The sequence below is a fragment of the Streptomyces sp. NPDC031479 genome, assembly GCF_055581065.1.
The window spans coordinates 175,499-188,496 of record NZ_JBVIKC010000009.1 but is presented as its reverse complement, the minus strand read 5'-3'; the positions used below and the strand labels follow the sequence as shown (position 1 = coordinate 188,496).

Annotated in this window: 13 protein-coding genes; 10 read left to right on the top strand and 3 right to left on the bottom strand. The window is 72.0% G+C overall.

All coding sequences use genetic code 11. The annotated features are described in order from the left end of the window. The first annotated feature begins 232 nt into the window (after window positions 1-232). The 5 genes from ACZ5D2_RS13470 to ACZ5D2_RS13450 all read left to right on the top strand — a co-directional run bounded on the left by ACZ5D2_RS13470 (window position 233) and on the right by ACZ5D2_RS13450 (window position 5,419). Window positions 233-1,018: an ABC transporter permease gene (locus ACZ5D2_RS13470; RefSeq protein ID WP_468929086.1), complete on the top strand. Its 786-nt coding sequence runs from the start codon at window positions 233-235 to the stop codon at window positions 1,016-1,018. Between the two features lie 76 nt (window positions 1,019-1,094). Further along, window positions 1,095-1,955, top strand: coding sequence for an ABC transporter permease (locus ACZ5D2_RS13465; RefSeq protein ID WP_371681263.1), 861 nt, complete (start codon window positions 1,095-1,097; stop codon window positions 1,953-1,955). 2 nt (window positions 1,956-1,957) lie between these two features. Next, entirely contained in the window at window positions 1,958-2,917 is a 960-nt protein-coding gene (locus ACZ5D2_RS13460; protein ID WP_371678388.1) for an ABC transporter ATP-binding protein, read from the top strand. Window positions 2,918-2,989: 72 nt separating this feature from the next. Next, entirely contained in the window at window positions 2,990-3,835 is an 846-nt protein-coding gene (locus tag ACZ5D2_RS13455; RefSeq protein WP_468929040.1) for a DUF1707 SHOCT-like domain-containing protein, read from the top strand. A gap of 120 nt (window positions 3,836-3,955) precedes the next feature. Continuing rightward, entirely contained in the window at window positions 3,956-5,419 is a 1,464-nt protein-coding gene (locus ACZ5D2_RS13450) for a DUF445 domain-containing protein (RefSeq protein ID WP_468929083.1), read from the top strand. A gap of 205 nt (window positions 5,420-5,624) precedes the next feature. On the opposite strand, the gene ACZ5D2_RS13445 is transcribed toward ACZ5D2_RS13450, so the two are convergent. Continuing rightward, window positions 5,625-5,924, bottom strand: coding sequence for a hypothetical protein (locus tag ACZ5D2_RS13445; protein ID WP_266839246.1), 300 nt, complete (start codon window positions 5,922-5,924; stop codon window positions 5,625-5,627). A 76-nt stretch (window positions 5,925-6,000) separates the two neighbouring features. Further along, the gene (locus ACZ5D2_RS13440) at window positions 6,001-6,177 is read right to left on the bottom strand and encodes a hypothetical protein (protein WP_371678391.1); all 177 of its coding nucleotides are present in this window, start codon (window positions 6,175-6,177) and stop codon (window positions 6,001-6,003) included. A 190-nt stretch (window positions 6,178-6,367) separates the two neighbouring features. Between ACZ5D2_RS13440 and ACZ5D2_RS13435 the strand changes: the two genes are divergently transcribed. Further along, window positions 6,368-6,910, top strand: a complete 543-nt coding sequence (locus ACZ5D2_RS13435) for a GNAT family N-acetyltransferase (protein ID WP_371678392.1) — start codon at window positions 6,368-6,370, stop codon at window positions 6,908-6,910. 29 nt (window positions 6,911-6,939) lie between these two features. Further along, a complete protein-coding gene (locus ACZ5D2_RS13430; RefSeq protein WP_468929038.1) occupies window positions 6,940-7,941 on the top strand; it encodes a hypothetical protein in 1,002 nt (333 codons plus the stop codon). On the opposite strand, the gene ACZ5D2_RS13425 is transcribed toward ACZ5D2_RS13430, so the two are convergent. Further along, on the bottom strand, window positions 7,935-8,183 hold the full coding sequence (locus ACZ5D2_RS13425; RefSeq protein ID WP_468929036.1) for a hypothetical protein: 249 nt from the start codon (window positions 8,181-8,183) through the stop codon (window positions 7,935-7,937). The genes ACZ5D2_RS13430 and ACZ5D2_RS13425 overlap by 7 nt on opposite strands. A 779-nt stretch (window positions 8,184-8,962) precedes the next feature. On the opposite strand from ACZ5D2_RS13425, the gene ACZ5D2_RS13420 reads away from it, so the two are divergent. From ACZ5D2_RS13420 to ACZ5D2_RS13410, 3 genes are all read left to right on the top strand, one after another. Further along, window positions 8,963-9,643 (top strand): hypothetical protein, encoded by a 681-nt coding sequence (locus tag ACZ5D2_RS13420; RefSeq protein WP_468929034.1) that lies wholly within the window; start codon window positions 8,963-8,965, stop codon window positions 9,641-9,643. Window positions 9,644-9,731: 88 nt separating this feature from the next. Next, window positions 9,732-11,138 carry a ParB N-terminal domain-containing protein gene (locus tag ACZ5D2_RS13415; RefSeq protein WP_468929081.1) on the top strand — a complete coding sequence of 469 codons (1,407 nt, stop codon included), beginning with the start codon at window positions 9,732-9,734 and terminating at the stop codon, window positions 11,136-11,138. Next, window positions 11,135-12,967, top strand: a complete 1,833-nt coding sequence (locus tag ACZ5D2_RS13410; protein ID WP_468929032.1) for a DEAD/DEAH box helicase — start codon at window positions 11,135-11,137, stop codon at window positions 12,965-12,967. Before ACZ5D2_RS13415 ends, ACZ5D2_RS13410 begins: the two co-directional genes overlap by 4 nt. The last annotated feature ends 31 nt before the right edge of the window (window positions 12,968-12,998 follow it).

Sequence of the window (12,998 nt, the reverse complement as noted above, 5' to 3'; positions counted from 1 at the left end):
CGTTGATTCCGCTCCGGACGGGCATAAAACGGTCGCGTGGCTCGCCCCTCCGCACTAAGCTCGCGCGCTTTGGCCGACGTAGGAACGACGTGGGAAACGGAGGGATACGGTGCGTCAGAGAGCGGGTGGCGGAGCGGCCCGGCGCGAAGGCGTCCGGGAGGGCTCGGGCGGGGGCTCCGGCGGGGGCTCCGGTGACGGTAGCGCAGGGCACAGGCCGTGGCTCTACGCGGCTGTGGCGGCGGGCGGGTTCCGGCGTTACGCCACCTACGGAACGGCCACGGCCGCCGGGGTCTTCACCAACACCGTCTTCGGCTTCATCGTCGCGTACACGTACATCGCGCTGTGGGACGAGCGTCCCGGCCTCGGCGGGTACGACCAGGCGCAGGCGCTCACCTTCGTCTGGGTCAGCCAGGCCATGCTGGCGGCCGCCTCGTTGCTCGGCGGCGGCTTCCAGGAAGAGGTTCAGGAACGGATCCGTACGGGTGACATCGCCGTCGACCTCTACCGGCCGGCGGACCTCCAGCTGTGGTGGCTGGCGGCCGACCTCGGGCGGGCCGCCTTCCAGCTGCTGGGGCGCGGGGTGGTGCCCCTGCTGGCGGGCGCGCTCGCCTTCCGGCTGGCGCTGCCGGCCGATCCGGCGCGCTGGCTGCTGTTCACGGTGTCCGTCGTCCTCGCCCTCACCGTCAGCTTCGCGGTGCGCTACCTGCTGGGCCTGGCGGCCTTCTGGCTGATGGACGGCGCGGGGATCAACATGATGGCCGCCGTCGTGACGATCTTCTGCTCGGGGATGCTGCTGCCGCTGACGGTGTTCCCGGGCGGCTTCGGCGAGTTGGTGCGGCTGCTGCCGTGGTCGGCGATGCTCCAGGTCCCGCTGGACGTGCTGCTCGGTACGCACGCGGGGGCGGGCGGCGCGGCGCGGGCGCTGGGGTTCCAGGCCGGGTGGGCGCTCGTCCTGCTGGGCGCGGGGCGGCTGGTGCAGTCGGCGGCGACGCGGAAGGTGGTGATCCAGGGTGGCTGACGCCGCCGGGGTACCGGGCGAGGTGGCCGAGGTGGTCGAAGCGGTCGAGGTCGGTGTCGCGGGGGACGCCCGGGGCGTGCGGGACGACCGGGGCGTGCGGGATGTGCGGGACGTCGTGTCGTGGCGCGGACGGGCCCGCGAGGGGCTGCGCGGCTACCGGCTGATCGTGGCGATGTGGATCCGGTCGACGATGGCGTACCGGGCGTCCTTCCTCCTCGCCTCCTTCGGGAACGCGGTGATCTCGCTGCTCGACTTCGTCGCGATCGCCGTCATGTTCTCCCACATCGAGGCCCTCGGCGGTTTCACGCTGCCCGAGGTCGCCCTGCTCTACGGGACCTGCTCGGTCTCCCTCGGCCTCGCCGACCTGTTCCTCGGCAACACCGACCGGATCGGGCTCCGGATCCGCGACGGCTCCCTCGACACCATGCTGGTGCGCCCCGTCCCGGTCCTCGCGCAGGTCGCGGCCGACCGCTTCGCGCTGCGCCGGCTGGGGCGGATCACGCAGGGGCTGGCGGTGATGACCTGGGGGATCTCCGTACTGGAGGTGGACTGGACGGCCGGGAAGGTGCTGCTGGTCCCGGTGATGGTGGTGGCCGGGGCGGGGATCTTCGCGGCGGTGCTGGTGGCCGGTGCGGCGTTCCAGTTCATCGCGGGGGACGCGGCGGAGGTGCAGAACTCCTTCACCTACGGGGGCTGCACGATGCTCCAGTACCCGCCGACGGTGTTCGGGCGGGACCTGCTGCGCGGGGTGACCTTCGTGGTGCCGCTCGCCTTCGTCAACTGGCTGCCCGCGCTGTACGTGCTGGGGCGGCCCGTTCCGCTGGGGCTGCCGCAGTGGACGGCGTTCCTGAGTCCGCTGGTGGCCTTCCTGTTGTTCCTGCCCGCGTCGCTGGCGTGGCGCGCGGGAGTCCGTTCGTACCGAAGCACGGGGAGCTAGTCGTGGCGGATCCGCTGATCTCGTTGGACGGGATCGAGAAGGTTTTCGACGTACGCCGTCGGGTGGGGCTGATGCGTCGGGAGAAACGGCAGGTCAGGGCCGTCGACGGGATCAGCTTCGAGGTCGCCCGGGGTGAGGTGGTCGGCTACATCGGGCCCAACGGCGCGGGGAAGTCCACCACCATCAAGATGCTGACGGGCATCCTCACCCCGAGCGGCGGCCGGCTGCGCGTCGCGGGCATCGACCCGGCGCGGGAGCGGATGCGGCTGGCGCACCGCATCGGAGTGGTGTTCGGGCAGCGCACCACGCTGTGGTGGGACCTGCCGCTGAAGGACTCGTACGGGCTGATGCGGCGGATGTACCGGATCCCGGAGGCGAGGTTCGCGCGGAACATGGAGCGGTGCGTCGAGCAGCTGGACCTGGCGGCGTTGCTGGACGTGCCGGTGCGTCAGCTGTCGCTCGGGCAGCGGATGCGCGGGGACATCGCGGCGGCGCTGCTGCACGATCCGGAGGTGCTGTACCTGGACGAGCCGACGATCGGGCTGGACGTGGTCAGCAAGGCGAAGGTACGGGGCTTCCTGCGGGAGTTGAACGAGGAGCTCGGGACCACGGTGCTGCTGACCACGCACGACCTCCAGGACATCGAGCAGCTGTGCGAGCGGGTGATGGTGATCGACCACGGGCGCCTGATGTACGACGGGGCGCTGGGCGGGCTGCACGCGCTGGGGGAGGGCGAGCGGACACTGGTGGTCGACCTGGAGCGGGAGCTCGCGCCGGTCGAGGTGCCGGGGGCGCGGGTGGTGAAGGTCGAGGGGGCCCGGCAGTGGCTGGCGTTCCCCGCGGGGGTGTCGGCGGCGCCGCTGGTGGCGGAGGTGGCGGGGCGGTACCCGCTGCTGGACCTGTCGGTGCGGGAGCCGGACATCGAGGACGTGATCGCGCGGATGTACGCGGGGCGGGGGTGAGTGGCCGGTGGGGGCGGAGCCGGGGCCTGCGGGGCATTCAACTGGGCCGCGTCTCTGCATAGGGTGGCCCACATGAGTGACGAGCGGCCGCAGAAGCCATCGCTGGACAAGCCCTCGCTGGACAAGCCCCCGGCGGAGATGGCGGCGCCGGAGAAGGCGGCGCTGGACGAGCCGTCGCCGGAGCCCTCGCTGGAGAAGCCGTCGCCGGACAGGCTCTCGCTGGAGAAGCCCTCGGCGGAGAAGGCGGCGCCCGCGCGGTCGGAGGCGGCGGTGCCCGCGATGAGGGCGTCCGACGCCGACCGCGAACGGGTGGTGGAACGGCTGCGCGACGCCGTCGCCGAGGGCAGGCTCGACCTGGAGGAGTTCGAGGAGCGGCTGGAGGCGGCGTACGGGTCCCGGACGTACGCGGAGCTCGAACCGCTGACCCGCGACCTGCCGCCCGTACCCGGCCCGTCGCTGCCCGGCGCCGCCCCCGCGACCGCGCAGGCGCCGGGCGGAGCCGCCTGGCCGGGCCGGATCGGCGGCTCCGGGGCCTCGTCCACGGCGGTCGCCGTCATGTCGGGCTTCCAGCGCAAGGGCCGCTGGGTCGTCCCGGCGCGCTTCAACGCGGTGGCCGTCTGGGGCGGCGGTGAGCTCGACCTGCGCGAGGCGGATTTCGCGGAGCGCGAGGTGGTCATCACCTGCGTGGCGATCATGGGCGGTATCCAGATCACGGTCCCGCCGGGCGTGCAGGTCGACGTACGGGGCATCGGCATCATGGGCGCCTTCGACCACAGCGGCGCCCAGACCGTGCCGCAGCCGGGCGCCCCGCGGGTGATCGTGAACGGGCTGGCCTTCTGGGGCGGGGTGGAGGTCCGCACCAAGGCGCCGAAGGGCTCGAAGCCGCTGGACGGCGACAGGCCGCGCAAGGAGCTCTAGCCGTCGTACGCGCCGCACCCGCCGTCGTACGGCGCGCCGGGAACTCCCCGAGCCTCCCGGGAGTCGGATGCTATGCAGACAAAACCGGCCACCGGGGGAAGGCAGGAGCACGTGGACAGCGTGAAGAGCGGCGACGGTGACGGCGGCGAGGTTGACGGCGGTGGCGGTGGCGGTGGCGGCGGTGGCGGTGGCGGCGCGGACGGTGGCCTGAGCGGCGTCGACCGCGGCCGGGGCCACGGCGGTGCCGCGGGTGACGCCGGGGGCGATGCCGCGGGCGTCCGTACGAGGGCGCGCGCCGCGCCCCCGCCGGCCCGCGGCGCGTTCGTCTTCAGCGCGGCGGACGAGGAGCGGCGGCACGGCGTACGCCGGATGAAGACCACCGCGACGGGACTGCTGCTCCTGGTCGCGCTGGTGTACGTGCTGGCCAAGTACGCCCAGCACGCGTGGGGCGCGGGCGGCTGGGCCGGGTACGTCGCGGCCGCCGCCGAGGCCGGCATGGTCGGTGCCCTCGCCGACTGGTTCGCGGTCACGGCGCTGTTCCGGCGGCCCCTCGGCCTGCCGATCCCGCACACCGCGATCATCCCGACCAAGAAGGACCAGCTCGGCGTCTCCCTCGGGGAGTTCGTCGGGGAGAACTTCCTCTCCGCCGACGTGGTGCGCGCCCGGCTGCACGCGCTCGGGATCGGAGGCCGGCTCGGCGCCTGGCTGGCCGAGCCGGAGCACGCCGACCGGGTCACGGCCGAGCTCGCCACGGCGCTGCGCGGGGCCCTGACGGTGCTGCGGGACTCCGATGTGCAGGCCGTCGTGGGGGAGGCGATCACGCGGCGCGCGGAGACCGCCGAGATCGCGCCGGGCCTCGGCAAGACCCTGGAGCGGGTCGTCACCGACGGCGGCCACCACCGGGCCGTCGACCTCGTCTGCGCGAAGGCCCACGACTGGCTCGTCACCCACGGGGACTCGGTGATGGACGCCGTCCAGGGCGGCGCCCCCGGCTGGACCCCGCGTTTCGTGGACCGCAAGATCGGCGACCGCGTGTACAAGGAGCTGCTGCGCTTCGTCACGGAGATGCGGGACATGCCGAACCACCCGGCGCGGGGGGCGGTGGACCGCTTCCTCACGGACTTCGCGGCCGACCTCCAGTCCGACACCGCGACGCGGGCGCGGGTGGAGCGGCTCAAGTCCGAGATCCTGGCGCGGGCCGAGGTGCAGGACGTGATCGCCTCCGCCTGGACGGCCGTCCGGTCGATGATGATCTCGGCGGCGGAGGACGAGCGGAGCGAGCTGCGGCTGCGGGTCCGGTCGTCCCTGATGTCCCTGGGGGCGCGGCTGGCGACCGACGGGCGTCTGCAGGGGAAGGTCGAGAGCTGGATCGAGGGGGCGGTGGTGTACGTGGTCACCACCTACCGCGCCGAGATCACCTCGCTGATCACCGACACGGTGGCGGGCTGGGACGCGGAGCACACCTCCCGCAAGATCGAGGCCCACATCGGCCGCGACCTCCAGTTCATCCGCATCAACGGCACGGTGGTCGGCGCCCTGGCGGGCCTCTTGATCTACACGATCTCCCAAGCCTTCGGCGCCTGACCCCTCCCGGGTCCTTCCGGCCGCCGAAGTCCGGGCCCTCCGGCCGCCGCGAGGCCACCCCTGACCCGGTGCCGGACCGGCCCCACTGTCCCCGCGGCCAGGCCCGGTCCGGCCCGCATACGGGTCAGCCGCGGTCGGCCCGTACGCAGGTCAGCCGCGGTCGGCCCGCGACGTACGGGCCAGCCGCGGCCGGCCCGTACGTGGGTCAGCCGCGGTCGGCGACCGCCCAGGACGTCGCCGCGACGACCCCGGCCGCGCCGATGACCGCCGGCCAGGCGCCGACCTTCTTCGCCAGCGGGTGCGCCCCCGCGAAGCCGGCCAGGTAGAGCGCCCCCAGCCCGGCCGCCGCCGGGGTGCCGCCCCGGCGGTGCCATTCCCGTCCGGCCACGAGCCCGGCCGCGCCGAGCACGACGCCGCCCAGCGGCCGCTTCTTGGTCCAGCGGGCGACGGCGTAGCCGCCGACCAGGCCGGCGGCCGCCACCACGGAACTCGGTACCCGCGCCATGTCGAACTCCCTCGTTCTTCTTGTCTGCTGATTCGATCATTCGATCATTCGATCATTCGATGGGTCGCCTACGAGGCTAACGCGGGCCCCTCGACGCCCGCCGGACACCCACCGCCCCGAGCAGGAGCACGGCCCCGCCGACCACGGCGTCCGGCACCGCCTCCCGCACCGCGCGCGGCAGCAGCGCCACGATCCCGAGGACGAGGAGGAACGCGAGCGCGCACCGGCCCGTCGCCCGCAGCAGTCTGTCCACGGGCTGCTCAACGCCCCACACCCGTCCGCGACACGGACGCCGCGCGGCCGATTTGTCGCACACTCGCCGTTTCTGCGCACCCACGGGAGCGGGAACTTCCTGGGCGTAGATTCGGTCTTCCAGGAGGAAACCCCCTCAACTCACCACCCGCCACCCGCACCCCACCCATCCCCCCCCAGGAGCCGACAGCGTGATCTCTTACGGACGGGCCGTCCTCGACCTCGCGGACGAGCTGGTCGACGCCTACGCGGACGTCTTCTCCGCGCCACCCTGGAACGAAGGCGAAGAAACCATTCGCCAGTTCTCGACGCGCCTCCAGGCGGACGTCCGGCGCCCCGGTTTCCGTACGGCCTTCGCCCAGTCCGCGACCGGCATCGACGGGTTCGCCACCGGCTGGCTGACCGGCGCCCCCTTCCCGCGCACCCGCGCCTACCCGCAGGTCGCCGCCCAGCTCGGCGCGGAACGGGTCCGGGAACTCCTCGTCGGGGCGCTGGAGATAGACGAACTCGCCGTACGCGCCTACGCGCGCGGCCACGGCACCGGCCGGGCCCTGCTCACCGAGATCACCGCGGACGCCCCGCAGCGCCGGGCCTGGCTGCTGACCTCGCGGCTGGCCACGGACACGGTGGCCACGTACCGCCGCCTGGGCTGGCACGAGGTGTCCGCCCTCCCGGGCACCGAGAGCGGCGTGGTCGTCTTCCTGTCCCCCGATCACCCGGGCCGCGACAGGTAGACCGCCGCCCGCACGGGCATACCGGGGCCGTGATCACGCTCAAGGAACCCGTACCGGTGGCCCGTCGCCAGCTCGGCCTCGCCACCCGCCACCAGCTCACCACCACCGCCGGGATCCCCGGCGCCACACTCACTTCCCGCACCCGCCCCGGCGGCCCCTGGCAACGCCTGCTGCCCCGGGTCTACCTCCTCCAGACCGGCCCGCCGGACCACCGCCAACGGGCCCTGGCCGCTGTCCTGTACGCCGCCGAGCCCGCCGCGGACCCGCTCTCCGGCGACACGGCGGCCCTCACCGGCGCCGCCGCCCTCGCCCTCCTCGGCATCCGGGACGCTCCGGACGTCCCCGCCGACGTCGTGATCCGCGCCCCGCGCCGGCTCGCCGCGCTCCCGCAGGTCCGGCCCCGGCCCACCAGCCGCTGGCCCCGCACCCTCACGGTGTCCGGCATCCCCAGCACCCGCCCGGTCCGGGCCGCCGCCGACTTCGCCGCGCGCGCGGCCCACCCCGACCGGATCCGCTCGGTACTGGCCCAGGTCGTCCAGGCCGGCTGGTGCCACCCGCACGACCTGCACGCCGAACTCCGCGCCTCCCGCCTCCTGGCCCGTCCCGAGATCCGCGCGGCGGCGACGGAACTCCTCGCCGGGGTCCGCTCGGTCGCCGAGGCCCGCGCCCGCGACGTCCTCACCGGTACCGACCTCCCCACCCCCCTGTGGAACGCCCGCCTCTACACCCCGGACGGCACCTTCCTGGCCACCCCGGACGCCTACTGGCCCGACGAGGGCGTGGCCCTGGAGGTCGACTCGGCGGAGTACCACTACACCCGCGACGCCTGGCAGGCCACACTCCGGCGCCGGCTGCGCCTGGAGTCCCACGGGGTCCTGGTGGTCAGCGCGACCCCGTCGATGATCCGCGACACCCCGGCGGAAGTCATCGCGGCCCTCCGCACCCTCCTCACCCTCACCACCCCCCGCCGAACCCCACCCACAGCCCTGGCCCGCGGCCACCAACAGCTGGCCCTGCCCTTGGGTTACTGAACGGAGACCGCCAGCAGGTAGCTGACGTCGTCGTGCCGGCCAGCCTGCTGGAAGGCGGCGGTGACGTTGAGCACGGCTTGCCTGTCCGGGCGCTCGCTGACGCTGGTGAGCACGGCGTCCGCCGCTTCGTTCAGCCCCGTGTTCCGGCAAGAGGAGACGACGTCCAGGATCTGGCTGGCCGTCATGGTCGCACCGGCCTGCCAGAGCAGGATGCCCGCGTCACGCTGCCTGTCCTGGGACAAGTACCGCGCCACTGTCTCCAGCTCCGTCCACACCGGCCCTCCGTCCGGGTGTGCCGCGGGGTGCCGGTCCCCTCCGGGAGGGGGGACCGGCACCTGCGCGGCGGGCGCCGCTTCCACGGACCGTGACGCCAAAGACCTCTTCCGCCTCGCACGGCGCTCGTGCCGGAGCCGGTAGGCGGCGCCGAAAGCCGGCGCCTCCCCACCTGTGGAACCGGAGCCGGAGCTGTCCGTGTCCTGTCCGGAGCTGGCCGTCGTGCAGCACGCGCAGTGCCTCGTGGAGGCGCGGTGGCGGTAGTCCCGCAGCTGGCCAAGGGTGAAGGGAAGCTGGCGGCCAACGGAGTCAGCCGCGGCCTGCGCAGCCGCGTAGAAGCTCTCCATCAGGGGTTCTGTGGGTACACGGGTACCACTCAGGTGGGTCGATAACGTACCCGGGCTGATTCCCGCGGCCGCAGCGATGGCCCGCTGGGTGCGGCCGGTCACCGCCTGGACAGCACTGAGGGCCGCCGCCAGGACGCGCTGTTCCGGGGACCTCTGGTCCGGCATCGTCGATTCCTCGGACAACACGGCTCCATTCTCCACGAAGATCCAACTCTTCGAAGTCTCGCCCGGCGGATGCTCGGAGCGGAATGCCGAAGGTGTTTGCATCTGCCGGGGAATTCGGACACGGCCTGGAATACGGCCAGTTGATCGGCAAAGGTTGAGGAGCTGGCAGAGTTCCGATGGGGATCCGCGGGTATCGGCCAGCCATTTCCGGCTGACTCGACTGAGGGGAACTGCACATGGCTGTGCTGCCGTCGTGGACGGACACCAAGCTGGGAGCCAAGCGGCGGGCGGCGCTGTGGCTGCTGACCGAAGTCGGGGAAGGCGAGTGCTTCACCAAGGAGCAGGTCCGTGTCGCGTTCCCCGGAATGAGCCAGATCGACCGCCGTGTGCGCGAGCTCAGGAGCCATGGCTGGAGGATCGACACGAACCGTGAGGACAGCACTCTCAGCCAGCACGAGCAGCGCTTCGTGTCGGCCGGCGAGCCGGTCTGGGAGCAGGGCAAGGGAACGCTCCCGTCGACGGGGTACACGGACACGCAGCGCCGTGAGCTGCTGGCGAAGGACGGTCACTACTGCCGGTCGTGCGGCATCGTCCCGGGTGCCGTGTTCGCCGGCACCTACGAGTCGGCGCAGCTCGACATCGCACGCCGTCCCGTCCGGCAGCCGGACGGGACCAGCACGGTGGAGCCCGTCGTGGAGTGCAACCGCTGCCGCGTGGGCGGCAAGAAGCTGACGGCGGACCTGTCCGGCGTCCTCGCCGGAGTGTCCAGGCTCGGTGCGATGGAGCTGAAGATGCTGGGAAGCTGGATGGACTCGGGAGAGCGGGACTTCGCCCTGGTCGAACGGATCTGGGCCGACATCCAGACGCTGCCGGCCGAGTCCAGGGAAAAGGTCCGCAAGGCCCTCGCCCAGGCGTAGGTCTGACAACGAGCACGACCGGGGGCCGCGACAGAGCGGCCCCCGTTCCCCACACCGACGTTGCCCTTGGAGGAGAACCAACGTGAGCATGGACTTCGGCCGGCCGCCCCGCGCCGCCGAGAACTGGGAACTGGTCGAGCAGCGGCTCAAGGAGGTCAGTGCGGGCGACCAGTTGCAGGAAACGCTGACGGTCGAGTGGCGGACGAAGCCGATCGTTGTCCAGGTCATTGACATGCCCATCGACCAGGTCTACTTCAACCCGTCGACGCACCGCATCCGCGCGCAGCGCACCTTCGACCCGGCGCGGGACGAGCTGCTGAACATGGACAGCTGGAGCCCTGAAAGCCAGGACTATCTCCGTCACCTCCTCCAGGCCCTGCCGTCGGACCCCGCCAAGCGCGACCCGGATTTCGACCTGCTCAGGGAAAGCCTGAAGGAATACCGCCAGAACGAGCCTGGGCTCATCACCCGTGACGGTGTTCTCGTCAACGGCAATACCCGAGTGGTGGCGCTGCGCGAACTCGGCGTCAAGAGCGTCCGGGTGGGAGTGCTCCCCGAGAGCTGCACCTGGGCTGACGTCAACGCCGTGGAGCTCTCACTGCAGCTCCGGCATGACACGCGCCGGCCGTATTCGTACATCAACAGGCTGCTGACCATCGACGAGCAGGTGACCAACGGCCGGCCGGTCGAGGACGTCGCGAAGGACTTCCGCATCCGGGCCGCGACGGCCGAGCAGGACCTGTGGGTGCTGTCCTGCCTGAGGGACCTGGTGGCGCGGTCCAAGACGGGGCCGGCCCAGCTCAAGCTCATGGACTTCGAGGACGCCCAGGAGAAGCTGAGGGAACTCCACCGGGCCTTCGCCAAGGCGGTCAAGCAGAATCCGGGCCAGGCCGATCTGCTGAAGGAGAACCGACTGGCCCTCATCGTCATGGACTTCTCCAAGACGGACGTACGTCTCGCCGACATCGACTTCCGGACCAGGTACCTCCAGCGGTACCTGCCCGAACAGCTCAAGCAGGCGCCGACGCAGACCGCGGGTGTGATTCCGGGTCTGAACAGGCCCGCGTGGGGCGACAGCCCGCAGGTGGCTGCGGCGAAGGCCCTCACCGACGTGCTGCTCCAGGCCAAGGCGGTGGACCGCTCGTCGGGGCCGGTCTCCCCTGAGCGCCTCCAGGAAGCCGCCCAGGTCTGGGAGCAGGCCCGCGCGGCCGTGGAGGAAGCCCTGGTGCCGGCGGGCAAGGACGCACGTGTGCGCAAGCGGAAGCAGGCGGCGCCGGACCGTATCTACGACGCGGTCCAGGACATCGAACAGTGCGTGACGGACATGTCGCTGGCCCGGGCATCGCGCAGCCTGGACGAAGAAGGCCTGGACGAGGCGGTGCTGGCGCTCAAGGCAAGCCTGTCGAAGCTCGCCCGTGAGGCGGGCCGGAGCATCGGGGAACCGGGTGACGGCGTGGCCTGGCTCCTCGACGCCATGCTGCGGGAGGAGGCGTGAGCGGTCAGGCGGCGCCGTCGCTGAGGCTCATGTTCGACGTCACACGGACGAAGGCCAGCCTCCAGGCTGGCGAACCGTACCGGGCCGAACTCGCCCGGCTGGCGTCTGGCTTCACCCTGGGGGGCCAGCGCGGCCCCCTGACGGTGGAGGTGCCGCTCGACGACTTCCTCTCCCGTCTCAACGTCCTCACGCAGTGGCCGCACCCGGAATCCGTTGAATGGGACGCGGACCTCGTCGCGCTGGTCGGTGAGGTCCTGGATGACGCCGACACCGCAGCGGCGCACCTGGGGGAAGGTCCCGACCCCGGTGCCGGCATGGACGCGGCCGACGTGCTGGCTGCCCTGGGCCCCAGCTGGTGTGCGGACCTGACGGACTTCCAGCGCAGGGACATCGCCCGGCTGCTGTCCATGCGGCACGGCGCCAACTTCAGCGTCCCCGGCGCGGGCAAGACCAGGGTCGGCCTCGCGGTCTACGCGGCGATGAAGGAGCGGGGCACGGTCCGGCGCCTTCTCGTCGTCAGCCCCAAGTCGGCCTACGAGTCGTGGGACTACGAGAGCCGCGCGTGCTTCCGTGACGCTCCGGTGATCCGGGTGATGGGCAAGCTTCCCGACCCTCACGCCGAGATCCTGATCGTCAACTACGAGCGGCTGGACAGGGCGCTCTCCGGGCTCGCCGGGTGGCTTCGCGCCGCCCCCTCCATGGTGATCCTCGATGAGGCACATCGGATGAAGCTGGGCGCCGAGGGCATCTACGGCAGCGCCTGCATGGCGCTGGGACCGCTGAGCAGGCGCCGCCTGATCCTCACCGGGACGCCCGCGCCGAACGGCGCACGCGACCTGGAGAACCTGCTCTCCTTCGTCTGGCCCGGCCACGGCCGCAGGGTCGTCACCCAGGCCGTCGCCGGCGGAGACCTCGCCTACGCCAGTTCAGTGCTGCGCCCGCTCTTCACCCGCACGACCAAGAAGGAGCTGGGGCTGCCGTCGTTCCAGCCCGTCATCCGGCCGGTACCGCTGGAGGGTTTGCACCGGGAGATCTATGACGCGCTGGTCGGCCGGTATACGGCGCGGGCGGAGCTGGCCCGGGATGATTTCGACTCCCTCGGAAAGGCGATGCTGCGGCTGCTGATGGCGGCCACGAGTCCGGCCCTGCTGGTGGAAGGGAGTACCCGGCACGAACCGGTCAGTTTTCAGGTGCCTCCCCTGGACATTCCAGATGGAGAGTCGCTCTACACGCTGCTGCAGAACCTTTCTCAGCACGAGCTCCCGCCGAAGTACCGGGCGGTCCGGGAGATCGTGTCGGCGAACGCCGCCGTGGGCCGGAAAACTCTGGTCTGGTCGACCTTCGTGCGCAGCATCACCACTTTGCAGGGGCTCCTGTCGGAATTCGGACCGGCGGCGGTCCACGGCGGGACGCCGGACAGGGAGGAGCAGCTCCGCCGCTTCCGGGAAGACCCGGACTGCCACGTCCTGATCTCGAACCCGGCGACCCTGGGGGAGGGGATAAGCCTCCATCACGAGTGTCACGACGCCGTCTACGTCGACCGGGACTTCATGGCGGGCCGCTTCCTCCAGAGCCTTGACCGCATCCACCGGCTCGGCCTGGCGCCCGGCACTGAGACCCGCGTCACGGTGCTGGCGGCCACGGAAACGATCGACGAGATCGTGGCCACGCGGCTCGCGGAAAAACTGGAGTTCATGGGACGCATCCTCGACGACCCTTCGGTGCGGGCGCTGGGCGACCTGCAGGAGGAACGGCAGGTGGCGAACGGTATGGACGAGGCCGATATCCGGGCGGTCCTGGAACACGTGGGCGCTGTCCCGGCCCGGTGATCCGGGCGGCTCAGGTGAGCCATGGGGCATG

Bases quoted from the DNA above. Each gene is read 5' to 3' on its own strand.
- ACZ5D2_RS13455 (WP_468929040.1), top strand. From the start codon at position 2,990: ATGAGTGACGAGCGGCCGCAGAAGCCATCGCTGGACAAGCCCTCGCTG.
- ACZ5D2_RS13420 (WP_468929034.1), top strand. From the start codon at position 8,963: ATGGCTGTGCTGCCGTCGTGGACGGACACCAAGCTGGGAGCCAAGCGG.
- ACZ5D2_RS13445 (WP_266839246.1), bottom strand. From the start codon at position 5,924: ATGGCGCGGGTACCGAGTTCCGTGGTGGCGGCCGCCGGCCTGGTCGGC.
- ACZ5D2_RS13415 (WP_468929081.1), top strand. From the start codon at position 9,732: ATGGACTTCGGCCGGCCGCCCCGCGCCGCCGAGAACTGGGAACTGGTC.